The 22,728-nt window shown below is 64.3% G+C and carries 21 protein-coding genes and 1 pseudogene; 10 read left to right on the forward strand and 12 right to left on the reverse strand.

Features of this window, described 5'->3' with window-relative positions; translation table 11 throughout:
* Positions 1-138: 138 nt before the first annotated feature.
* The gene (clpB, locus tag GV035_RS18050; RefSeq protein ID WP_159836368.1) at positions 139-2,736 is read right to left on the reverse strand and encodes an ATP-dependent chaperone ClpB; all 2,598 of its coding nucleotides are present in this window, start codon (positions 2,734-2,736) and stop codon (positions 139-141) included.
* Positions 2,737-2,921: 185 nt separating this feature from the next.
* Positions 2,922-3,343, reverse strand: a pseudogene (locus GV035_RS18055) (Rrf2 family transcriptional regulator).
* 304 nt (positions 3,344-3,647) lie between these two features.
* Between GV035_RS18055 and GV035_RS18060 the strand changes: the two are divergent.
* Positions 3,648-4,190, forward strand: a complete 543-nt coding sequence (locus GV035_RS18060) for a group III truncated hemoglobin (RefSeq protein ID WP_159836369.1) — start codon at positions 3,648-3,650, stop codon at positions 4,188-4,190.
* Positions 4,191-4,199: 9 nt separating this feature from the next.
* On the opposite strand, the gene GV035_RS18065 is transcribed toward GV035_RS18060, so the two are convergent.
* Genes GV035_RS18065 through GV035_RS18075 form a run of 3 tightly spaced genes read right to left on the reverse strand, consistent with a single transcriptional unit; the run spans position 4,200 to position 6,213 of the window.
* Positions 4,200-4,673: a molybdenum cofactor biosynthesis protein MoaE gene (locus tag GV035_RS18065; RefSeq protein WP_159836370.1), complete on the reverse strand. Its 474-nt coding sequence runs from the start codon at positions 4,671-4,673 to the stop codon at positions 4,200-4,202.
* A 1-nt stretch (position 4,674) separates the two neighbouring features.
* Positions 4,675-4,932, reverse strand: coding sequence for a molybdopterin converting factor subunit 1 (moaD, locus tag GV035_RS18070; protein WP_159836371.1), 258 nt, complete (start codon positions 4,930-4,932; stop codon positions 4,675-4,677).
* A gap of 12 nt (positions 4,933-4,944) precedes the next feature.
* A complete protein-coding gene (locus GV035_RS18075) occupies positions 4,945-6,213 on the reverse strand; it encodes a molybdopterin molybdotransferase MoeA (protein ID WP_159836372.1) in 1,269 nt (422 codons plus the stop codon).
* 159 nt (positions 6,214-6,372) lie between these two features.
* Here GV035_RS18075 and GV035_RS18080 point away from each other — a divergent pair, with 159 nt between their 5' ends.
* The 6 genes from GV035_RS18080 (at position 6,373) to GV035_RS18105 (ending at position 11,486) form a co-directional block, all read left to right on the forward strand.
* Positions 6,373-6,918 (forward strand): NUDIX hydrolase, encoded by a 546-nt coding sequence (locus GV035_RS18080; protein ID WP_159836373.1) that lies wholly within the window; start codon positions 6,373-6,375, stop codon positions 6,916-6,918.
* A gap of 16 nt (positions 6,919-6,934) precedes the next feature.
* Complete coding sequence (gene aat / locus GV035_RS18085) at positions 6,935-7,675, forward strand: leucyl/phenylalanyl-tRNA--protein transferase (protein WP_159836374.1); 741 nt, start codon at positions 6,935-6,937, stop codon at positions 7,673-7,675.
* A 129-nt stretch (positions 7,676-7,804) separates the two neighbouring features.
* Positions 7,805-8,632 (forward strand): arginyltransferase, encoded by an 828-nt coding sequence (locus tag GV035_RS18090; RefSeq protein WP_159836375.1) that lies wholly within the window; start codon positions 7,805-7,807, stop codon positions 8,630-8,632.
* A gap of 97 nt (positions 8,633-8,729) precedes the next feature.
* Positions 8,730-9,767, forward strand: coding sequence for a quinone-dependent dihydroorotate dehydrogenase (locus GV035_RS18095; RefSeq protein WP_159836376.1), 1,038 nt, complete (start codon positions 8,730-8,732; stop codon positions 9,765-9,767).
* A gap of 109 nt (positions 9,768-9,876) precedes the next feature.
* The gene (locus tag GV035_RS18100) at positions 9,877-10,677 is read left to right on the forward strand and encodes a cystine ABC transporter substrate-binding protein (protein ID WP_159836377.1); all 801 of its coding nucleotides are present in this window, start codon (positions 9,877-9,879) and stop codon (positions 10,675-10,677) included.
* Between the two features lie 149 nt (positions 10,678-10,826).
* Entirely contained in the window at positions 10,827-11,486 is a 660-nt protein-coding gene (locus tag GV035_RS18105) for an amino acid ABC transporter permease (RefSeq protein WP_159836378.1), read from the forward strand.
* Between the two features lie 43 nt (positions 11,487-11,529).
* On the opposite strand, the gene GV035_RS18110 is transcribed toward GV035_RS18105, so the two are convergent.
* The 4 genes from GV035_RS18110 to GV035_RS18125 all read right to left on the reverse strand — a co-directional run bounded on the left by GV035_RS18110 (position 11,530) and on the right by GV035_RS18125 (position 16,049).
* Positions 11,530-12,516, reverse strand: a complete 987-nt coding sequence (locus tag GV035_RS18110; protein WP_159836379.1) for a Gfo/Idh/MocA family protein — start codon at positions 12,514-12,516, stop codon at positions 11,530-11,532.
* Positions 12,517-12,936: 420 nt separating this feature from the next.
* Positions 12,937-13,689, reverse strand: a complete 753-nt coding sequence (locus GV035_RS18115; RefSeq protein ID WP_159836380.1) for a FadR/GntR family transcriptional regulator — start codon at positions 13,687-13,689, stop codon at positions 12,937-12,939.
* 539 nt (positions 13,690-14,228) lie between these two features.
* A complete protein-coding gene (locus GV035_RS18120; protein ID WP_159836381.1) occupies positions 14,229-15,380 on the reverse strand; it encodes a glycosyltransferase family 4 protein in 1,152 nt (383 codons plus the stop codon).
* Positions 15,381-15,515: 135 nt separating this feature from the next.
* Positions 15,516-16,049, reverse strand: a complete 534-nt coding sequence (locus GV035_RS18125; protein ID WP_159836382.1) for a GNAT family N-acetyltransferase — start codon at positions 16,047-16,049, stop codon at positions 15,516-15,518.
* A 390-nt stretch (positions 16,050-16,439) separates the two neighbouring features.
* On the opposite strand from GV035_RS18125, the gene GV035_RS18130 reads away from it, so the two are divergent.
* The 3 genes from GV035_RS18130 (at position 16,440) to GV035_RS18140 (ending at position 20,640) form a co-directional block, all read left to right on the forward strand.
* A complete protein-coding gene (locus tag GV035_RS18130) occupies positions 16,440-17,504 on the forward strand; it encodes a DUF1839 family protein (protein ID WP_159836383.1) in 1,065 nt (354 codons plus the stop codon).
* A 960-nt stretch (positions 17,505-18,464) separates the two neighbouring features.
* Positions 18,465-19,211, forward strand: coding sequence for a Crp/Fnr family transcriptional regulator (locus GV035_RS18135; protein ID WP_159836384.1), 747 nt, complete (start codon positions 18,465-18,467; stop codon positions 19,209-19,211).
* Positions 19,212-19,239: 28 nt separating this feature from the next.
* Entirely contained in the window at positions 19,240-20,640 is a 1,401-nt protein-coding gene (locus tag GV035_RS18140; RefSeq protein ID WP_159838041.1) for an undecaprenyl-phosphate glucose phosphotransferase, read from the forward strand.
* A gap of 79 nt (positions 20,641-20,719) precedes the next feature.
* On the opposite strand, the gene rpiA is transcribed toward GV035_RS18140, so the two are convergent.
* The 3 genes from rpiA to GV035_RS18155 all read right to left on the reverse strand — a co-directional run bounded on the left by rpiA (position 20,720) and on the right by GV035_RS18155 (position 22,727).
* The gene (rpiA, locus tag GV035_RS18145; protein ID WP_159836385.1) at positions 20,720-21,406 is read right to left on the reverse strand and encodes a ribose-5-phosphate isomerase RpiA; all 687 of its coding nucleotides are present in this window, start codon (positions 21,404-21,406) and stop codon (positions 20,720-20,722) included.
* Between the two features lie 76 nt (positions 21,407-21,482).
* Positions 21,483-21,887 (reverse strand): SirB2 family protein, encoded by a 405-nt coding sequence (locus GV035_RS18150; protein ID WP_328698924.1) that lies wholly within the window; start codon positions 21,885-21,887, stop codon positions 21,483-21,485.
* Between the two features lie 6 nt (positions 21,888-21,893).
* On the reverse strand, positions 21,894-22,727 hold the full coding sequence (locus tag GV035_RS18155; protein ID WP_442859570.1) for an N-acetylmuramoyl-L-alanine amidase: 834 nt from the start codon (positions 22,725-22,727) through the stop codon (positions 21,894-21,896).
* Between the last annotated feature and the right edge of the window lies 1 nt (position 22,728).

Consider the following 22,728-nt stretch of genomic DNA (forward strand, 5'->3'; position numbering starts at 1 on the left):
GTCCCGCGCCCGGCTCACGCCAGCGCGGGGCTTTCTGCATCTGCCACCAGAAAAATCGCAGGCAACAAAAAAGGCAACGAATCGCTTCGTTGCCTTCGAAAGTGGGCTCCTTCGACCGTGCGAAGGAGCCAGCGTGTCTCAGTGAACCACGCGATCGAACACGAACTCGCCGTCCCGGACATCGACCGGAATGACGTCCTTCGGTCCGAAGCGCCCGGCGAGAATCAGCTTGGCGACCGGATTCTCGATCTCCTGCTGAATCGCGCGCTTCAGCGGCCGCGCGCCGAACACCGGGTCGTAGCCGACCTTGCCGACCTGCTCCAGCGCGGCATCGGACACGTCGAGCTGCATGTCGAGCTTCGCGAGACGGTCGTGCAGACGCTGCAACTGAATCTTCGCGATCGACTCGATATTCGCGCGATCCAGCGAGTGGAACACGACGACATCGTCGATACGGTTCAGGAACTCGGGCCGGAAGTGCAGCTTCACTTCTTCCCAGACCGCGTCCTTTATCGCTTCCTGCGGCTCGCCGACCATGCCCTGAATCACCTGCGACCCGAGGTTCGAGGTCATCACGATCACGGTGTTCTTGAAGTCCACCGTGCGGCCCTGGCCATCGGTCATGCGGCCGTCGTCCAGCACCTGCAAGAGCACGTTGAACACGTCCGGGTGCGCCTTCTCGATTTCATCGAGCAGGATCACGCTGTACGGCTTGCGGCGCACGGCTTCGGTCAGATAGCCGCCTTCTTCATAGCCCACGTAGCCCGGCGGCGCGCCGATCAGCCGCGCGACGCTGTGCTTCTCCATGAACTCGCTCATGTCGATGCGGATCAGATGATCTTCCGAATCGAACAGGAACGCCGCGAGCGCCTTGCACAGTTCGGTCTTGCCGACGCCCGTCGGTCCGAGGAACAGGAACGAGCCGTACGGACGGTTCGGGTCCGACAAGCCCGCACGCGAACGGCGGATGGCATCCGCGACCGCGCCGATCGCCTCGTCCTGGCCGACGACGCGCTCGTGCAGCTTGCTCTCGATCTGCAAGAGCTTTTCGCGCTCGCCCTGCATCATGCGCGACACCGGAATGCCGGTGGAACGCGACACCACTTCCGCGATTTCCTCCGCGCCGACTTGCGTGCGCAGAAGACGCGGACGCGTCGGGTTGTTCTGCTCCAGCGATTCCGCCTGCGTGACTTGCTTCAGGCGCGCTTCGAGTTCGGGCAGCTTGCCGTACTGCAGTTCGGCAACCTTTTCGAGCTTGCCTTCCCGCTGCAAACGCGCAATGTCGGCCCGCACCTTCTCGATCTCTTCCTTCAGTTGCGCGCTGCCCTGCACCGCCGCCTTCTCGGCGGTCCAGATCTCTTCGAGGTCGGAATATTCGCGGTTCAGCCGGTCGATTTCCTCTTCGATGAGTTGCAGACGCTTCTGCGATGCCTCGTCCTTCTCCTTCTTCACGGCCTCGCGCTCGATTTTCAGCTGAATGAGACGGCGGTCGAGCTTGTCCATCTCTTCGGGCTTCGAATCGATTTCCATCTTGATGCGCGACGCGGCTTCGTCGATCAGGTCGATGGCCTTGTCGGGCAGAAAGCGGTCCGTGATATAGCGATGCGACAATTCCGCCGCCGCGACGATAGCCGGGTCCGTGATCTCGACGCCGTGGTGCAGCTCGTATTTCTCCTGCAAGCCGCGCAGAATCGCGATGGTCGCTTCGACCGACGGCTCGTCGACCAGCACTTTCTGGAAGCGCCGCTCCAGCGCCGCGTCCTTTTCGATGTACTTGCGGTATTCATCCAGCGTCGTCGCGCCAATGCAGTGCAGCTCGCCGCGCGAGAGCGCCGGCTTCAGCATGTTGCCCGCGTCCATCGCGCCTTCGGCCTTGCCCGCGCCGACCATCGTGTGAATCTCGTCGATGAAGACGATGGTCTGCCCTTCGTCCTTCGCGATGTCGTTGAGCACGGCCTTCAGGCGCTCCTCGAACTCGCCGCGGTACTTCGCGCCCGCGAGCAGCGCGGCCATGTCGAGCGAGAGCACGCGCTTGCCCTTGAGCGTTTCCGGCACTTCGCCGTTGACGATGCGCTGCGCGAGGCCCTCGACGATCGCCGTCTTGCCGACGCCCGGCTCACCGATCAGCACCGGATTGTTCTTCGTGCGGCGCTGAAGAATCTGGATCGAGCGGCGGATTTCGTCGTCGCGGCCGATCACGGGGTCGAGCTTGCCCGCGCGTGCGCGTTCCGTCAGATCGACGGTGTATTTCTTCAGCGCCTCGCGCTGGCTTTCGGCGTCCTGACTGTTGACCTGCGCGCCGCCGCGAACGGCATTGATGGCCGCTTCGAGCGCGCGCCGCGTGAGCCCGTGCTGCTTGCCGATGCGCCCCGCTTCGCCCTTGTCGTCCGCGACGGCAAGCAGGAACATTTCGCTCGCGATGTACGTGTCGTTGAGCTTCTGCGCTTCCTTGTCGGCGTTGTTCAGCAGACCCGCGAGGTCGCGGCTGACCTGTACGTTGCCGTCCGTGCCCTGCACTTGCGGCAGCCGGCTGATCGCGTCGTTGAGCGCCGCTTGCAGCGCCTGAACCTGCACGCCGGCATGCGAAAGCAGCGAGCGCGCGGAGCCGTCGCGTTGCGCGATCAACGCGGAAAGCAGATGGACGGGCTCGATGTACTGATTGTCGTTGCCGACCGCCAGACTCTGCGCGTCCGAGAGGGCTTCCTGAAATTTGGTGGTGAGTTTGTCGATTCTCATTTTTGGTGAGCTCCAATTCGATTACAACCAAAATGAGGCGCTTTCGGGCGGTTTCAAGCGTACAAACCGCCCATTTGCGGGTATTTTTGCGAATGATGCCGCGCCGGGAAAGCGCGACGGCGCTTCCGAAAGACCGCGCTGTGCACGTTTCGTTCAGTGCCGCGTAGCGTCTACGGGAGCGCGGATCAGGGACAGGCGTCGCGCAGCGTCAGCGCCGCCACGGAAATGGACTGCACGGGCGCGATGCCGAGCAGCCGCGCGAGATCGCCCGCCGGCTCCGACAATTCGCCGACCGTGTGTTTGTCGAGTTCGGCGAGGACGGCATCGCGCGCCGCCGCGAGCACGCCGCGCAGGCGGCAGACCGGCTGAATCGCGCAATCGCGACCGCTCGTCTGGTCGACCGCGCCGCAAGCCGCAGGCCGCCGCGACGCCCGCGCACGGTCTCCACCCAGCCGCGTTCGCCGAGCTGCTGGACGATCTTCATCAGGTGATTCTTCGAGATGCCGTAGGCGTCGGAGATTTCCCGAATAGTCGAGAGCCGCGCGGGTCGCACGGACAGATACAGCAGGACACGCAGCGCATAATCGGTGTAGTCGGTCAGTCGCATGGCGTGGGCGCGTCGAACGGCTAAATGAAAGAAAGCTGCGGTTGCGTGAATCGACTGAAGGACGAACGTCCGGACACCATCCGTCGGCACCATGCCCGGGACAAATCCGCGCGGCGGCCGGGGCCATCGCCCGCGCGAGCGTCACAAGGTCTAATATCCGCTCGCAAGGGGCAGGACAGGACGGTTCACGTGCCAGGGAACTGTTCAACATTCTGCGCCATTTCGGTGCCGTGCGTCTGCCAATCAGCGACGCGTCAGCGCCCGCCAACACACGACTTACGCTTGTAGTTACCTGTATTCAGCCATGAACCAAGACCAAACGGGCGACGCCATCACGCGCGAGCAAGAGCCCACCGAAACGAATGTGCGCGCACTGGTCGAGGCGTTCTATCGCCGCGTGGACGACGATCCGCTGCTCGGCCCGATTTTCGCGCGGGAACTGACAGGCCGCTGGGACGAGCATCTCGGGAAGATGACGACCTTCTGGTCGAGCCTCGTCCTCGGCTCGAAGCAGTATCGGGGGAACGTGCAGGAGGCGCATCGGCCGCTGGAAGGCATCGAGCCGCAGCATTTCGCGCGCTGGCTGTCGCTTTTTTTGAATACCGTCGAGGCGCGCTACGAGCCCGCCGCAGCCGTGCAGTTCATGGAACCGGCGCTGCGGATCGCGCAGAGTCTGCAGTTGAGCAAGTTCGGCTGGGACTACCCGATTCCCGAGGAGCAGGAAGCCCTGCTGGCCGCGCTCAAGCGCCAGCGCACGGGCGGCAGCGATGAGCCGCGCTTTCCCGAACGCCCGGCGGGCGAGCCGTTTCCGGCGAAGTTCGTCGGCACGCCCGCGGACGAACGCTGAAGGACGCGGCTAGCCACGCGGCGGCGTCCACCGCGCGAGGGCGGCGGCGTCGGACTCGCGGGCGTCGACCCAACGCTCGCCGTGCTCCGTCTTTTCCTTCTTCCAGAACGGCGCCTGCGTCTTCAGATAGTCCATCACGAACGCGCAGGATTCGAACGCCTGCGCGCGATGCATCGCCGTCGTCGCGACCAGCACGATCTGATCGAGCGGCCTCAGCTTGCCCACGCGATGCACGATCAGCACGTCCGAGCCGCGCCAGCGTTCGCGCGCTTGCGCGGCGATCGCCTCCAGCGACTTCTCGGTCATGCCGCGATAGTGCTCGAGTTCCATTGTTTCGACGGCGCTGCCTTCGTTCAGATCGCGCACGGTGCCGACGAAGCACGCGACTGCGCCGACCTTCGGATTGTCGGCGCGCAGCGCGGCCACTTCGGCGCTGATGTCGAAGTCGGCTTCCTGCACGCGGACTTTCGCACGCAAGCTCATGTCAGCCACCCGTGACCGGCGGGAAGAACGCGACTTCGCAGCCATCGGTGATGCGCTGCGACGCGTTCGTCATCACGTGATTGCAGGCCATGCGCAGCGCGCGGCCTTCCGCGAGCGTCTCCGCCCACACGCCGCCGCGCATGCGCAGCCACGCTCGCACGTCGCCGACATTCACGACGGTATCCGGTACGTTGACCGTCTCGTTCGCGACGCCCAGCGCCTCGCGCACGCTCGCGAAGAATCTCAGTTCGACTTTCATTGACTTCGTTCCTTACCGCATCAGCTCTGAAAAGGGAATGAACCGCACCGTCTCGCCCGCGCTGATCGCGTGATTCGGCGGATTGTCGATGACGCCGTCGCCCCAGACGGTGGACGTCAGCACCGCCGAACTCTGGTTCGGGAAGAGATCGAGGCCGCCGCGATCATTCACGCGCGCCCGCAAGAATTCATTGCGCCGGTCGCCTTTTTTCTGCGTGAAGTCGGCGCGCATCGAATAGACGCGCGGCGCGACATCCTCGACGCCCGCGAGCCGCAAAATGAAAGGCCGCACGAACAGCAGGAACGTGCAGAAGCTCGACACAGGGTTTCCCGGCAAGCCGATGAAAAACGCCTCCTCGCCCGCCTCCGCCGCGCCGCGCCGCACCGCGCCGAACGCGAGCGGCTTGCCCGGCTTCATGGCGATCTGCCACATCGCAATGCGCCCTTCGGCTTCGACCGCCGGTTTCACGTGATCCTCTTCGCCGACGGACACGCCGCCGCACGTCAGAATCAGATCGTGGTCGAGCGCGGCGCGGCGCAGCGTGTCGCGGGTGGCGTCGAGCCGGTCGGCCACGATGCCGAGATCGGTCACGTCGCAGCCGAGCTTCGTGAGGAGCGCGCGCAGCGTGAAGCGGTTCGAGTTGTAGATGGCGCCCGGCGCGAGCGGCTCGCCGGGCATGCGCAATTCGTCGCCCGTGAAGAAAATCGCCACCCGCACGCGCCGCGATACATCCAGCGCCGCGCAGCCGACCGAGGCGGCGAGACCGAGCGCCTGCGGCGTGAGACGCGTGCCCGCGCGCAGAATGACCGAGCCGCGCTCGATATCCGCGCCCTGCCGCGTGATCCATTCGCCGGGCGCCGGCGGCTGGGTGAACGCGACCGTCGCATGGTCCGAGGTCTGCGCCATTTCCTGCATCACGACGGCATCCGCGCCGGGCGGCACCGTCGCGCCCGTGAAAATGCGCGCCGCCGTGCCCGCCGCGAGCGGCTCGGCCATGTGCCCGGCCGGAATGCGCTGCGAGATGCGCAGCGCAACCGGCGCGGCGTCGCTGGCGGCGGCGAGATCGGCGGCGCGCACCGCGTAGCCGTCCATCGCGCTCGTATGCATCGGCGGCACGTCGAGCGGCGAAGTCACGTCGGCGGCAAGCACGCGGCCGGGCGCGTTGAGCGTGTCGATGCGCTCGGTGCCCGTCACCGGACGCGCGGCATCGAGCAGACGGCCGAGCGCATCGGCTGTGGCGAGCATCGGAGGACGGGAAGAACCGGCAGACGGAGATGACATGGCTTCGCTTGGAGCGCGGCGCGCTGATGAAATGGAAACGTGAGGCTATCGGCAACTATTGTAGCGACTCATCGCGCAGCGCCGGACACCGGCCCGACGCACGCAAAAGCCGCCCCGCCCCAGTGATACACTCGCAGCACACTTCCATCGTCCATTTCCATGAAATTCTGTTCCGTCTGCGGCCACGAGGTCGGCCTGAGCATTCCGCCCGGCGACAACCGCGAGCGATTCGTCTGCAACAACTGCGGCACCGTTCACTATCAGAACCCGCGCAACGTCGTGGGCACGGTGCCCGTGTGGGACGACAAGGTGCTCTTGTGCCGCCGCGCCATCGAGCCGCGCTACGGCTACTGGACGCTGCCGGCCGGCTTCATGGAAATGGAAGAGACGACGAGCGAAGGCGCCGCCCGCGAAACGCTGGAGGAAGCCGGCGCGCGCGTCGAAATTCAAAGCCTCTTCACGCTGCTCAACGTGCCGCACGTGCATCAGGTGCACTTGTTCTATCTGGCGCGGCTGCTCGATATCGAACTGGACCCCGGCGAGGAAAGTCTGGAAGTGCGGCTCTTTGACGAGAGCGAAATTCCGTGGGACGAGATCGCGTTCCCGACCGTCGGCCAGACGCTGCGCTTTTTCTTCGCGGACCGCGCCGCCGGCAACTTCACGCTGCACACGGGCGACATTTTCCGCACGCTGCGCGACGGTTGAACGGCGCCGGACGATCATGGTTCCCTGGCTCGCTCACGACGATCCGTTTCCTCCGGTCGAGCGCGCGCTCGGCGCATCGAGCGGCGCGCCGGGCCTGCTCGCCGCGAGCGCCGATTTGTTGCCCGCGCGGCTCGTCGAGGCGTATCGGCGCGGCATTTTTCCGTGGTATTCGGACGGACAGCCCGTGCTGTGGTGGAGTCCCGATCCGCGCATGGTGCTCGCGCCCGCCGACTTCAAGGTTTCACATTCGCTGCGCAAGACGTTGAAGCGCGTGGTGCGCGACGACGCGTGGGACGTGCGCGTCGACCACGACTTCCCCGCCGTGATGCGCGCCTGCGCCGACACGCCGCGCGAAGGCCAGCGCGGCACGTGGATCACGGCGGATATCGTCGAGGCCTATACCTCGCTGCATCGCGCGGGCGAGGCGCACAGCGTCGAGACGTGCCACAACGGCGTGCGCGTGGGCGGCCTCTATGGCGTGTCGTTCGGGCGCATGTTCTTCGGCGAATCGATGTTCGCGCATGAAACGGATGCCTCGAAAATCGCGCTTGCCGCACTCGTCGGACACTTGCGCCGCCACAAAATAGAGATGATAGACTGCCAGCAGAACACGTCGCATCTGGCGTCGCTGGGCGGCCGCGAGATTCCGCGCCGCGCGTTCGTCGCGCATCTGCGCCGCGCGGTCGCCGAAGCCCCGATTCCGTGGCGCTTCGACAAGACCGTGCTCAACGACCTCATCGACACGCCAGCGCGCTGACATCCGCCACCCTCGGGCGCGACGTTTGCGACGCGAGTACTCAGACAAGCACGATCCGCCGCGCACGCCTTCGCCGGATAGCGAAACGCACGCGGCAATGAAGAGACGACGCCTGCGAGAGCCGCCAAAGTGACACATCCGAACGAGCTGCCACTGTCACCGCTTTCGGCGCTGCAATTCTATGCAACGGCGCCTTACCCTTGCAGTTACCTGGAAGGGCGCGTTGCGCGCTCGCAAGTGGCCACGCCGAGCCATCTCATCAACTCCGACGTCTACACGGAACTCGTCAAGGCGGGCTTCCGGCGCTCGGGCGTGTTCACGTATCGCCCGTACTGCGACGGCTGCCGCGCCTGCGTGCCGGTGCGCGTGCCCGTTGCGCGATTCGCGCCGAACCGCACGCAGCGGCGCGTGTGGAAGCAGCACGGCAATCTCGTCGCAAGCGTGGCGCCGCTGCATTACGACGAAGAGCACTACGCGCTCTATATGCGATACCAGTCCGCGCGGCACGCGGGCGGCGGCATGGACCGCGACAGCCGCGATCAGTACGAGCAGTTTCTGCTGCAAAGCCGGATCAATTCCCGGCTCGTCGAATTCCGCGAACCCGCTTCGCCGGATAATCCCGATGCGCCGGGCGCGCTGCGCATGATCAGCATGATCGACATTCTCGGGGACGGGCTGTCGTCGGTGTACACGTTCTTCGAGCCCGAGTTGCCGAAGACGAGCTACGGCACCTTCAACATTCTGTGGCAAATCGAGCAGGCGAGAAGCCTCGACTTGCCGCACGTCTATCTCGGCTACTGGATTCGCGAGAGCGAGAAGATGGCGTACAAGGCCAATTTCAGGCCGCTGGAAGGGCTGGTCGATGGCCGCTGGTCCGTGCTCGATCCCGCGACGACGCACTCGGCCGGCGCCCTGCCGATGCCGGGCCGCAGCGGCGGGCCGAGCCAGCCGAAGTGACGTCGTCCAAGCGCCATGTCGTTTGACTCCGGGCGCATGGGGACAAAGCCGCTAAAATAGCGGTCTTAAAAAAATTCGCCGTCGCCGGCTCTCCTCCGTGTTCAGCTCCCTCTACCCGCTCGCGCGTTCGCACCTCTTTCGCATGGACGCGGAAGACGCGCATCACCTGACCTTGCGCATGCTGCGCGCCGCCGGCCGCACCGGGCTCGCCGGCATGCTCGGCAAGCGCGGTCCCGATTCGCCGCGCACCGTGATGGGCCTCACATTCAGAAATCCGGTCGGGCTCGCGGCGGGGCTTGACAAGGACGGCGCGTGCATCGACGGGCTGGCCGCGCTCGGCTTCGGCTTCATCGAAGTGGGCACCGTGACGCCGCGCGCGCAGCCGGGCAACCCGCGCCCGCGCATCTTCCGTTTGCCCGAAGCGGGTGCGCTCATCAACCGGATGGGCTTCAATAACGGCGGCGTCGACCGGTTCGTCGCGAACGTGCAGGCTGCGCGTTATCGCGGCGTGCTCGGGCTCAACATCGGCAAGAACGCGGATACGCCGATCGAGCGCGCCGCCGAAGACTATCTGTACTGTCTCGAGCGCGTGTATCCGTTCGCGAGCTACGTGACGATCAACATTTCGTCGCCGAACACGAAGAACCTGCGGCAGCTTCAGGGCGCGGGCGAGCTCGACGCGCTGCTCGGCGCGCTGAAGGACAAGCAGCAGCGTTTGTCGGACCTGCATGGCAAGCTCGTGCCGCTCGCGCTGAAAATCGCGCCCGATCTCGACGACGAGCAGATCAAGTCGATCGCGGGCACGTTGCTCGCGAATCGCATCGACGGCGTGATCGCCACGAACACGACGCTCTCGCGCACGGCCGTCGCCGGCATGGCGCACGGCGAGGAAGCCGGCGGACTGTCGGGGCGTCCGGTGTTCGATGCATCGAACGAAGTGATCCGCAAACTGCGTGCGGAAGTGGGCGCGGACGTGCCGATCATCGGCGTGGGCGGCATTTTCTCGGGCGCCGACGCGCGCGCGAAGCTCGCGGCGGGCGCATCGCTCGTGCAGATTTACACGGGGCTGATTTATCGCGGCCCGGCGCTCGTCAGCGAATGCGTCGAGTCGCTTGCGCAGGGAATATCGACATAAACAAACGATCTTACGCGCCGCTTGCCTTTTCTCTATGATGCCGCACCTATCGGGCGCGGCGCTCAGAAAAAGCGGCGCGCCACTTTGCCAACACGAGGAGAACAACACGATGAACCTGTCCACGCTCAAGAAGCTCGTCGCCGCCAGCCTGATCGGCGCCGCGTTCACCGCGGTCACCGCCACGGCCCACGCAGAAGACCTGCTCGATCAGGTCAAACAGCGCGGCACGCTGCGCGTCGGTCTGGAAGGCACGTTCCCGCCGTTCAACTCGAAAGCGCCATCGGGCGAGCTCGTCGGCTTCGACGTGGATATCGCCAAAGCCGTCGCCGCCAAGCTCGGCGTGAAGCCGGAGTTCGTCACGACGGAGTGGAGCGGCATCATCGCGGGCTTGCAGGCGGGCAAGTTCGACGTGATCGCGAACCAGGTCGGCATCACCGACAAGCGCAAGGAAACGCTCGACTTCTCGCCGGCGTACACGTACTCGAACGCGCAACTGATCCAGCGCGCCGACGACAAGCGCGAGTTCAAGTCGCTCGACGATCTGAAGGGCAAGAAGCTCGGCGTCGGCCTCGGCACGAACTACATGGACATGGCGAAGTCGGTGCCGGGCATCGACGTGAAGACGTATCCGGGCGCGCCGGAATATCTGCGCGATCTGGCTGCGGGCCGGCTGGACGCGGCGCTCAACGACCGCCTGATGCTCGCGTATCTGCTGAAGAACTCGCAATTGCCGCTGCGCACGGGCGCGAACGTCGGCGCGGGCAATCCGTCGGGCATTCCGTTCAAGAAGGGTAATCCGAAGTTCGCAAAGGCGATCGACGACGCAATGACCCAGCTGGAACAGGACGGCACCTTCGCGAAGATCTCGGACAAGTGGTTCGGCATCGACGTGACGAAGCCGGCGAAGTAAGCGCACAAACGCAGCGCACGCCGAATCGGGCGGCATCGTCTCACGATGCCGCCCTTCTCTTTTTCGCGTCCGGTTTATGATGTGCGCTTTCGCGCGCCGCCCGGCCTTTTGTTTCGATTCGCGCGCTTTCCGCTTACGTTTCCCCGTTCATGTCGACCACTTCCCTGCTGGTTCAATCGGCGCCCGTGCTGGCGCAAGGCGCGCTGCTCACGATCAAGTTCGCGCTCTACTCGATGTTCTTCGGCCTGATCGCCGCCGTCGTCCTGGCGTTGATGGGCATCAGCGACATTCGCGCGCTCGTCCGCATCGGCCGCGTCTACGTCAGTGTGATGCGCGGCACGCCGCTGCTCGTGCAGATCTTCGTGATCTATTACGGCTTGCCCAGTCTCGGGATTTCGCTCGAGCCGACGCCCGCCGGCGTCATCGCGCTGTCGGCGAACGTGGCGGCGTATCTGTCCGAAAGCATGCGCGGCGCGATTCTCGGCATTCACAGCGGGCAGTGGCTTGCGGCGTACAGCCTCGGCCTTTCGCGCACGCAGACGTTGCGTTACGTCATCGGCCCGCAGGCGCTGCGCATCGCGGTGCCGAGTCTCTCGAACAGCCTCATTAGTCTCATCAAGGATACGTCGCTGGTGTCGGTCATCACCGTGACCGAGCTCCTGCGAAGCGCGCAGGAAGTGATCGCCGCGACGTATCAGCCGCTGCCACTCTATCTCGCGGCGGCATTCGTCTACTGGCTGCTGTGCAGCGTGCTCGAAGTCGTGCAGCGCGTGTTCGAGCGGCGGCTCGCGTTGCCCGGGCGGCACTGAACACGCAGGCTGACGGCTTCGGCTCTTTTCGCGTCGCGCCGGTTCAGTCGTCCTCGAACGGGAAACGCACGCCCAGATCGCGCCGCGCGGCGTCCATGATCGCCATCATTCGCATGGACATGACATGCGGCATGACCGGGCTTTCGGTCGCGCCCGCGCGCAACAGTTCGCAGAAGTGCGCGGTCTCGTAGTTAAGGCCGCCGCCCGTGAACGGCTCGTCGAGTTCCACCTTGCGGCCGTCTGTATAGGCGATGGTCGCGCGAGCCGGGTTCCACCAGTTCTCGTGGATCGTCACGGTGCCCCCTGTGCCGCCGATGAGCGCATCGCCGCGTCCTTGCAGGTCCAGTCCGCAGAAGAGTTGCGCGATGCCGCGCTCGTGCCGCACGTTGAGACTCGCGAAGACGTCGACGCCCGTTGCACCGACGCGTCCGATGGTCTGCACGTCGAGCGCCTCGCCGAGCCAGTCCACCGCAAGAAACGCCTCGTAGATGCCGATATCCAGCAGCGCGCCGCCGCCTGCCTCGAGCGAGAACGACGGATGATCTGCCGGGACGTGCGCCATCGAGCAGCCCGCGCGCACCAGTCCGATCTCGCCGATCGGATCGGCCTGCAAATGCTCGCGCAGGCGTCGATAGAGCGGGTAGAACGGCGGCTTCATCGCCTCCATGAAAAGAACCTTCGCGCTGCGCGCCGCGTCGATCATGTGCTGCAAGGTCCGCGCATTCACGGCGGCGGGCTTTTCGCACAGCACCGGCTTGCCCGCTGCGAACGCGCGCAACGCATAGTGCGGATGGCTGTCCTGCATCGTCGCGATGTAGAGCGCGTCGATGTTGGCGAGCAAGCTGTCGAAGTCGTCGAACGCGGGTGCGCCGAAAGGCTCCGCGAGCGCGCGGGCCGGCTCGGCGCGGCGCGACCAGACGCCTGCGAGCGTCGCGCCCTCAACGTGTTGCAAGCCCTCGGCGAAGCGCCGCGCGATGCGGCCCGCGCCGACGATGCCCCAGCGTATCGATTCGGTCGAACCTGCTTTCATGATTCATGCCTCCGCGATGGTTATCGTGCGGGGCATTGTGCCTGATGTAGGACGCATGCAAACGACAAAGCCGGGCCCGAGGCCTAATGCCGTTCAGTTAAGCGACTGAACGGCATTTTTCTTTTCGGCGCAAAGTAGTTGTAAACGGGGCGCGGCGGTGTTAACTTGCATCGCCATGCTGGTTGATGATCTGCGCCTTCTGGTGCTGCTCAAGCGCCTGCGTGAGCGGCTCAAACAGCTTCCCAATAGAAAACGGCCCGGGCGCAGTTGCGCTCGAGCCGTCAAATCGCGACCGTTTCGCTACACCGTTCGAGTCCTCAAAAGAGACCTTGACTGAACGGCATTAGGGCCCGAGGCCCGGCTTTCATCGGACAATGCACTTGCCCCGCGCCGCGAGCGAAAGAGTGAGCGGCAGGCCGCTCAGACTCCGGCCGACGCGTTCACGTCCGGCGGCGCGACCGGCTGACTCATGCGTTCGAGCGAGAATGCGCGCCCCACTTCCTCCGCCGCGAGATCGACGAGCGCACGCGTCGCGCGTTCGGCGGCAGCCGAGTCTTTCGATTCGATGGCCTCGACGACGCTCTTCTGCGCCGCGAGCGTCGCCTCGCGCACGGACTCGATGCCGTCGACAATCGGATTCACGGTCACGAGCGCGCCGCGCACGATGGCCGTCATCTGCCGGAAGAACTGGTTGCCGCTCGCGGCCACGATACGCGTATGAAGCACTTCATCCGCTGCCTGATACTCCGGCTCACCGACCTGCAAGCGCGAAAGCGTGTCGAACGCATCGCGGATGCCGGCGATTTCATCGGGCGTCGCGCGCGCGGCGGCGAGCGCGGCGGCGCGCGGTTCGATCAGCATTCGGAATTCGATTACATCGCGCAGAAAAGTCTGATCCGGCTTCGCGCGAAAACGCCATGAAACGACGTCTTCGTCGATGAGACGCCAGTCGCTCATCGGCCGGATGCGCGTGCCGGTTTTCGGCCTGACGTCCAGCATGTGACGGGCGAGCAGCATCGAGAGCGCCTCGCGCATGACGGTGCGGCTCACGTCGAACTCTTTCGAAAGGATGTCTTGCGGCGGCAGTATCGCGCCGTACTTCTGCTCGACGATCCCCGAGACGAGCCCGTCCATGACCTTTGCCACCAGCGATCGCTCTTTGTTTTCATCCATCACGCTTCTCCCCTTTCCGCCTGTCCGTAGCCCATGTGTGTCTGTGCGCGTCGCACTCACGCGTCCCGTGGCGGCCAAGGCGACGAATTTCCGAACATGCATTCGTCGCACTACACGTTGCGTCTTCGCCGCGCCAAAAACCAGTGAGGAATTTCCTGACAGGGTATTCCCTCTGATCGCAGCACGCGCGCCGCGCCATGTTTGCCGCCGTTCCGATTCGTTTGCCTTGTTGCCTGGTATTCGTACGCTTAATTACCCGTGCTCGCGCCGCGCGGGCGCCGTCATTCCTCAGGGAAACTGATGAATGATGGCGTCGCAGCGCGGCGATTTTGCTTTCTTGTTTTCGGCCAGATAATCGTCAGCCGTTCATGCACTCATTTGAGCAAGCATCACGTAGGCTTTCTGTGCGAACGCGAACGCTCACCTGTGCGGGGGCGGCTATTGTATGACGCGATGCCGCGAATTCTGATGCACTGCTTAGTTCATGAGAATGCGGTGTGCGCGTCTCGCCGTGTCGCGTGAAATTCCGTATAAGGCGCTTACATGGCACCGTCGGAGGTGCGCGGACGCCTTGCGTGCATGCGCTGCTCGCGGCGTTGCAGGGACTCTCTTTCGGCGAGCGTCTGCTGATAGATCGCCACGTATTCGCTGCCGGCTCGTTCGACAGAAAGCCGCTGGATGTCCTCGCGCGCGCGTGACGCGTACTGCCCGCGCGCTTGCGAATCCAGCAACAGCCAGCGCAGCTTGACGGCGGCCTGCTCCGGATCGCCGGGTGCCACGAGCACGCCCGCCGCGCCGCCATCGAGCAATTCGGGAATGCCGCCCACGCGCGTCGCGAGAATCGCGCAGCCGGCCTCGCGCGCCTCCGCGATCACGAGCGGACACGGGTCCTGATGCGAAAGCAGCGCGAAGACATCGGCGTTCGCGAGATACGGGCGCGGGTCCGTCACGAATCCCGTGAAATGAACAGCGGACTGAAGACCCAGTTCGGCGGCGAGCGCCTCCATCGATTCGCGCTCGGGACCATCGCCGATCAGATACAGATGCGGCTCCCCGATGAACTCTCTCTGATGCGCCGTCTGCTCGCGCACGAGCGCGAACGCCTTCAGCAGATCCGCGATGCCTTTCCTGCGATACATGCCCGCGACACAGACGACACTCGGCCGCTTCAAGGGCACGGGCCGCGCTGCGGGACGACACGTGAGGCGCGGCGCACCGACGGCGCCATTGAGCACGACCGACACGCGCTCACGCCCGATCCCGCGTTCGTCGAGCGTGCGCGCGACCGCTTCGCTCACCGCGACCATGCGATCGCCCGCGCGCACGAGCGACGCGCTCTTCTGCAGTTCGTGATGCACGGTCGTCACGAGCGCGAAGCGCCGGCGCATGCTGCCGAATCGCGAGATGAGCGCGCCCGTCATCATGTGCGCGTGAACGATGTCGGGATCGAAGCGATCGATGAGACGATTGAAGCCCGCGATCATCGACGGCACGCGCCACGGCTGCCGCGATTGCTGCAACGGAATGTGCGTGATGCCGTGACGTCGCAGCAGAGGCTCGAAGCCGCCGCCCGACGAAGCGACGACCACGTCGTGGCCCATGCGCGCCTCGATGCATGCGAGATCGACCATCATGTTGACGGTGCCGTTGCCGATGATCTGCGCGTGATTGGCGAGATGGACTATACGCATGGGGGTGCCGGTTGCGCGCGTGCCGGCATACGTGAGTACACCGGGCGCGTGGTTCTTTGTCGTTATGAAGAAGGAAGGACGGGTACCGCGGACAAGCAAACGCGCCGCGAACAAGCGGCGCGCGAAGGCACGGCTTTAGAGCAATTCGTAGGTATTGGCGAACGCGTTCGCGCCTGCTTGCTGCAGCTTGCTTGCGCTTATCTCGCGCGTCGAACGGCCCTTTCTTGTCAGACCGATATAGGGCATGCCATGTTCGAGGAACGGCCCTTCTGTCTTTCGAAAGCCGAACGCTTCGTAGAACGCGCGCAGACTCACGGGCGCGGTGAGCCGCACCGCGCGGCCGGGCCAGCGTTCGCCGCACACGTTGAGCACGCGTTCGATGAGCGCGTGCGCGGTGCCATCGCCACGACGCAGCGGGCTCGTGAGAATCTTGTCGACCACGACTTCGGGATCTTCGAGATCGCCTTCGTGAATGCGGGCGTAGGCGAGCACCGGCATCGGGCGCGTCATGTCATCGGTGGCGAAGACGTGCACGCCGGTCTCATCGCGGCCGTCCGCGTCCAGATGCACATGCGATTGCTCGACGACGAACACCGCACTGCGCGCACGCAGAATCAGATAAAGCTCGCGCGCAGTGAGCTGCTCGAAATCCAGGGTCTTCCAATTCATTTGTTGTTCTCCTTGCTGCCGGCTTCTCACCGGCGTTGCGACGATTGAACGTTACGTCCCGCGAAACAAGCTTTCAGTGCGGGGGCGCACCGACTCCAGGGCTTGCGGCCCCGTCAAATAAGGTCAACCACACAAGAAGGCGTCTTCGGGGAAAAGGACGTCTTCACGAGATCCATCACGACACGTCATCGAGTTCTGCGCGACGCGCGGAAGGCTCGCGCACGTGCTGCGATAGCACTCGCGTCGTCTGGCACCTTCATGGGAAAATCACAATGCAAACCGCCATTGAATGCGACGCCTTAGAAAGCGATAAAAACGCAGGTAAAAACAACGAATGCTTCGGCGCGCACGCGGTACCGGTTGCCGGCTTCTCAGGCCCGAGGTAAGCCCATGAGCGCGTTCCATACCAGCGGTATGACGAGTTCCGGCGTCAGTCGTTCACGCGTCGTTTCACTCGATCCCTTGCGCATGCGCGCGAAGCGCCATCGCGCGCATGCATTGCATCGGGGCGAGCGCATCTGGCGCGATGGCGCGGGCCCTGTCGACTTGTGGATCGAGCTCCTGCATGGCAACGGGCTCGAACCGCATGCGATGCTTGCCTTCACGGTCACGCAAGACTTCGAAGACGATCAGTTCACGCTCGGCCGGCCGCCGTGCGAAGACATCGAGAAGCTCTACGGCTTGCAAGTGCAGGAACTCGCCGTGTTCGACTCGCTCGAGGAACGCGCACTCGTGCAGACGCGCCGCGCGAATACCGTTCTCGTCGAAGTCGATGCCTTCTTTCTGCCCGACATGCGCGCGCTGGCTTATCGGCGCACGCATGTGAAGACGACCATCGCCGTCGATGTGATCGATCCCAATGCAAGGCGGCTCGGCTACTTTCATCACAGCGGTTATCACCTTCTACATGGCGACGATTACGATGGCGTGCTCGGAGCCCATGCCGCGCACGATGCGGCTGCATCGGATGCCGCGAGCACAACGCATGGGCAAGCACTGTTCCCGCATGTGGAGTTCGTGAAGCGCGTGCGCGAATCGCTCGCCGGAACATCGCTCGCGGAAGGTTCGGCGGACCTGTTGTGCGCGCATTTGCTGCGCCGTCCGATGCACAACCCGATATCGCGCTGGCGCAGCACCTTCCCCGCGCATGTCGATACGATGCTCGAGCGCGGCGAAGCGTATGCCCAGACGTATGCGTGCAATGTGATGCGTCAGCTCGGCGCGAACTTCGAACTGCTCTCGCATTACCTCGAATGGATGCGCGAGCAAGGCTTCGACATTCCCGTCACCACGCACGTGGCGGCTCGCACGATCGCAAGTGAAGCAATGGTCCTGCAATGCCGGCTCGCGCGGGCGCTGTCGAATAATCAGCACGATCTCTGCGGCGCTTCGTTCGATGTGATGGAAGGCGCGTATGAGCGCGTCGTGCCGACGCTTGCGGCTATCGTCTGCTGATCCGTTCCATTGCTTCGGCTCGGGCGTCCATCGCAAGCAGACGCGTATGACTTCGTGATGGCGGTGCGTTCCGTCATCCGCATTTCATGCGCGTATGGTGAGATGTCGTCTTGCCGCGAACGCCCCTGTTGTCCCCGATGAAACATTTCCGCGCTGCGTAATGAGGCTTTTCATACGTTCGTCGGAAACGTTCGTGCCGAAATGAGCCGCCCACACGGCGCCCCATGTGCAAACGTTTGACACGAAGAACGGCCGCGCGAGCCTGATGCGGGCTCCGCGCGCCGCCCGTGTGTGGGCCACGCCTCGCCTCATGGCAGGCACGATTCACGCATTTGGGCGCGGCATGGCCCACAGACGGGCGTTTTCGTGCAACAGGCGCAACGTTTAGCGGTTTGCGGAAACCCGTTGGAAAGCCTCGCCCGATTCGCGCGCCGCCTTATGCAGCAAGGCTCTGACGGCAAGCAAAGCGGCCCGCGCCTGCTGCACGTTCGTTAGACCACGAACAGCATAGAACACAGATGAATCAATTTTCAATGACCCTACGAAAGGAGGGGTTCGTTCGGCGGGGCGTGGCGCTCTGAGGCTTATCGCACGGTGATCGTCAAACGCCAGCCCCGCAGTTGGGCGGTTTGCGCTGACGATACCCCTCCGGGCATATGCGGATTCCTAAGACCACCGATGTTCAAGACTGAAACAAAAAGACGACGCTGCGCCGCATCACACTGAACGTTTCCCCGATGAGGCCCCACCAGCATTGACGCTCGCCGCATTGGCACAGTCCTCGCTAAATGAATCGCGCAACCCGAAGCGACGCGATGAAGAAAATCAACTCAAGCGAGCACGGGCTGCTAACGGGGCTGGTGTGAGACGTTTTCATAGCCGCGAGAATCGCCGCTCGAGAATGATCACACCAGTAAATAAAAAGTGAAGCGCAACGCGCGAAGTTACGAGAGAACAAACATGCTGACCCTTCAGTCCGACCTGCACGGCAATCACCTCCTCGGCGCCCTTCCCGCGCACGAGTGGCAAGCTCTGACTCCGCATCTCGAACTGGTTCAACTCCGCACCGAGCAACTGCTCTGCGATTCGGGCCAACGTATTCATCACGTGTACTTCCCGACGACTGCCATCATCTCCCTGCTTCATACGATGGAAGACGGCGGTTCGGTCGAAATCGCCGCAGTCGGCCGCGAAGGCATGACGGGCGTGCCGGTCCTGACGGGCGGCGAAACCATGCCCACGCGTGTCCAGGTGCAGTGTCCCGGCTTCGCGTATCGCATGAGCGCCCAGGCGCTGCGCGAACAGTTCGGCCGCTCGGATTTCCTGCGCCGGCTGATGCTGCTGTACATGCAAGCCCTGCTCACGCAGGTCGCTCAGACGGCGGCGTGTAATCGTCATCACTCGCTTAACAAGCAGCTGTGCCGCTGGCTCTTGATCGAAATCGACCGCACCGCGTCGAACGAACTGCAAGTCACGCAGCAACTGATCGCCGACATGCTCGGCGTGCGTCGCGAAGGCGTGACCGAAGCGGCCGGAAAGCTGCACGATGCCGGTCTCATTCACCATAGCCGCGGCTGCATCAAGGTGGTGGATCGCGAAGGGCTGGAAGCGCGCGCCTGCGAATGCTACGGCCTCGTCAAACGTGAGTTCGACCGTTTGCTGCCGCGTCTGCGCGCGCAGGAGACGGCTTCGGCCTCCAGTGTCTGAGATGCGGATGCAGAATAAAAGTCACGATATGTTCGGCTGGACGGCACGCTGTCTGGACGTTTTCTTCATCGTCGCGGGCGGGGTGATTGCGCATACGGTGCGCTTCTCCTCGCTCGACTTCAGCGATGTCGAGAAGCTCCTGATCGCGTTCAATAGCGTGCTGGCGTTGCTGCTCTTCCCGACGTTCGGCGTGTACGAAGCCTGGCGCGGCAAGCCGCTTGCGATGATGCTGGCGCGCGTCGCGCTCGCATGGATGACGGTGGCGGCCGCGGCGCTTCTGCTCGCCTTCACGCTGCATCGCATGGATGCCGTGTCGCGGCTGTGGTTCGGGTATTCGACGCTTATCTCGGGCGCGCTCATCGTGCTTGCGAAATGCGCGGTGTATGCGAGCCTGAGAGTCATGCGCGGCCGTGGCTTCAATCAGCGCACGGTGGCGATCGTCGGCGCGCAAGGGTTCGCGCGCACGCTGCTCGCGCATTTGTCGAGCACGCCCGAACAAGGCTTCACGCCCGTCTGTCTGCTCGACACCACGGGCGACGAGGAGCTTCACGCGAGCGGCCTCGGCAGCCGGCCCGGCGCATCCATGCGCCTGCCGGTGCTGAACGACTTCGATGAACTCGTCGAGAAAGTACGCGCCGAGGAAATCAACGAGGTGTGGCTCGCCCTGCCGCTGTCGCAGGAACACACGATCTACCGCTTCGTGCATGCGTTAAGGCATGATTTCGTGAATCTGCGGCTGATTCCCGACACGCGCAGCATCTCGCTCTTCAATCATTCGATGACCGATGTCGCGGGCCTCGCGACCATCAACCTGACGACTTCGCCTGTCGGCACCTTGCAGATGTGGCCGAAGCTGCTGTTTGACCGCTGCTTCGCCGCTGCTGCGTTGCTCGCGCTGTCGCCGCTGATGATCGCGATTGCCGTTGCCATCAAGGCGACCTCGAAAGGGCCCGTGTTCTTCACGCAGAACCGCAAGGGCGCGGACGGACGGCCGTTCAAGATCTACAAGTTCCGCTCGATGGCCGTGCACCACGAATCGACGGGGCACGTGACGCAAGCCAAGCGTAACGACCCGCGCGTGACGAAGATCGGCGCGTTCCTGCGCCGCACGAGCCTCGACGAGCTGCCGCAGTTCATCAACGTGCTGTTCGGCGACATGTCGGTGGTCGGGCCGCGTCCGCACGCGCTCGAACACGACGATCTGTACAAGGATCTGGTCTACGGCTACATGTTCCGCTATCGCATCAAGCCGGGCATTACCGGCTGGGCGCAGGTGAACGGTTATCGCGGCGCGACGGAAAAGGTCGAGAAGATGCAGAGCCGCGTGAAGTTCGACCTCTTTTACATTCACAACTGGTCGTTCTGGTTCGACATCAAGATCGTCGCGATGACGCTGTTCAAGGGCTTTATCGGACGTAACGCGTACTGAACGACGCGCTGCACGATGCACGAACGAAAACGGGCCCGGCGACTCGCGTTGCCGGGCCCGTTGTGCTTCCTGGCGCGCTTCAGTAGTCGATGCGCTCGACGCCCTTCTCCGTGCCGAGCAGGCACAGGTCCGCGCCACGCGCCGCGAAGAGACCGACCGTCACGACGCCCGGCCACGCATTGATGTGCGCTTCGAGCGCGCGCGGGTCCGTGATCGCGAGACCCTTCACGTCGATGATCTCGTTGCCGTTGTCCGTGATGAACGGCATGCCGTCCTTGGTCACGCGCACGATCGGCACGCCGCCGAGCGCGGTCAGCTTGCGGCCTATCGCGGTGCGCGCCATCGGCACGACTTCGATGGGCAGCGGGAACGTGCCCATCACGTCGACGCGCTTGCTGGCATCCGCGATACAGACGAACACGTCCGCCACCGACGCCACGATCTTCTCGCGCGTGAGCGCCCCGCCGCCGCCTTTGATCATCGCGCCGCTCGCGTCGATTTCATCCGCGCCGTCGACGTACACGGGCAGCGTGTCGATGTCGTTGAGTTCGAACACCTTGAAGCCGTGCGATTCGAGCCGCGCGGTCGTCGCGAGCGAGCTCGATATCGCGCCGCGATAACGCGCCTTCGAGCCGGCCAGCGCGTCGATGAAGCAATTGGCCGTCGATCCGGTGCCGACGCCGATGATCGAGCCTTCGGGCACGTGCGCGTTCACGTAGTCGGCGGCGGCCTGGCCAACCCGTTGCTTGAGTTCGTCCTGAGTCATGGAAAGGGGCTGCGCGAGAGGGAAAACTGCGATTTTATCGGAGCGCGCGCCGCCTTCCCGCGTTTTGCGCGCGGTGTCAGGGAAATCCGTGCAGGAAGCCGAGCGGATCGTGCGTGCGCGCGACCGACGCGATGAACGCGAACACGAGAATCGCCAGCACGCCGAAGACAGCGCGCGCGCCCTTCGTGCGGCCGCGCTTGAGCGCGAAGGTGCCGAGCACGATATAGACGACGAGGCCCGCGATCTTCGCACTGAGCCACGCGGCGTTCGGCCCGAAGCCGATGTTGGCGACGAGCGCAACCGCGCTCACAAGCAGCAGCGTGTCGACGACATGCGGGACGATCTTCGTCACGCGCGCGGCGAGGAGGCGCGAGTCCATCAGCATCCAGATCCAGCGCAGCACGAAGCCCGCGATGCTCAGGCCCGCGCACGTCATATGGAGCGCGCGCAGCGGCAGAAAGTAATCGCCCATTTTTTTCATGCGTCGTCAGGGGAAGTATTTGTCCAGCAACGCCTGCGCGATGGCGTCGGTCTGCGCGTCGGCATCGCCCGCGTAGTCCGATGGCCGGAAGTGCATCTGGAACGCGCCGAAGACGCGACGCGTTTTCTCGTCGAGGATGCCGTCGGTGGCCACGTCGTAGCCGTACCGCTTCAGCTTCTCCTGAAGCGCGCGCACGTCGCACGGCGCTTTGGGATCGCGGCTTGCGAGATGCGCGGCGACGGTGGCATCGTCGGGCCACGCGCCGACGCCCGCCTCGTACAGCGTGCGCCACGGAAAGAGCGGGCCTGGGTCGATCTTGCGCTGCGGAGCGATGTCGCTATGGCCGACCACGCGCGTCGGCGGAAGGCCATAACGCTCGACGATATCGCGCGAGAGCTTGACGAGCGCATCGACTTGCGCGGGCGGATACGGCTGCCACGTGCGGCCGGCAGGCGTATCGATAGGTCCGAGATTCACGTTCTCGATGCCGATCGACGACGCATTCAGTTCCGTCGCGCCCTGCCAGTAGCTTTGGCCCGCGTGCCACGCGCGCTTGTCTTCGGGCACGAGCTGATACACGACCGGCTCGCCGTCTTGAACGCGCGGCGCGTCCGGCACGACGTAGTGGACGCTCACCTGATCGCCGGTGAGAACGGCGAGCGAGCGCGCTTCGTCGATTTCCGTGTAGTGCATGACGAGGAAACGCACGCGCGAATCGGCGTTTTTCGCGCGGTATTGCGTGTCGGCGATGTAGGTGCCGCGGTTGAGCATGGTGGGGGTGCAGGCGGTGACGAGAGCGCAGGCAAGCGCGAGAAAGACGAGGCGAAGCACGCGGCGCACC

The organism is Burkholderia sp. 8Y (genome assembly GCF_902506145.1).
Taxonomy (GTDB): Bacteria; Pseudomonadota; Gammaproteobacteria; order Burkholderiales; family Burkholderiaceae; genus Caballeronia.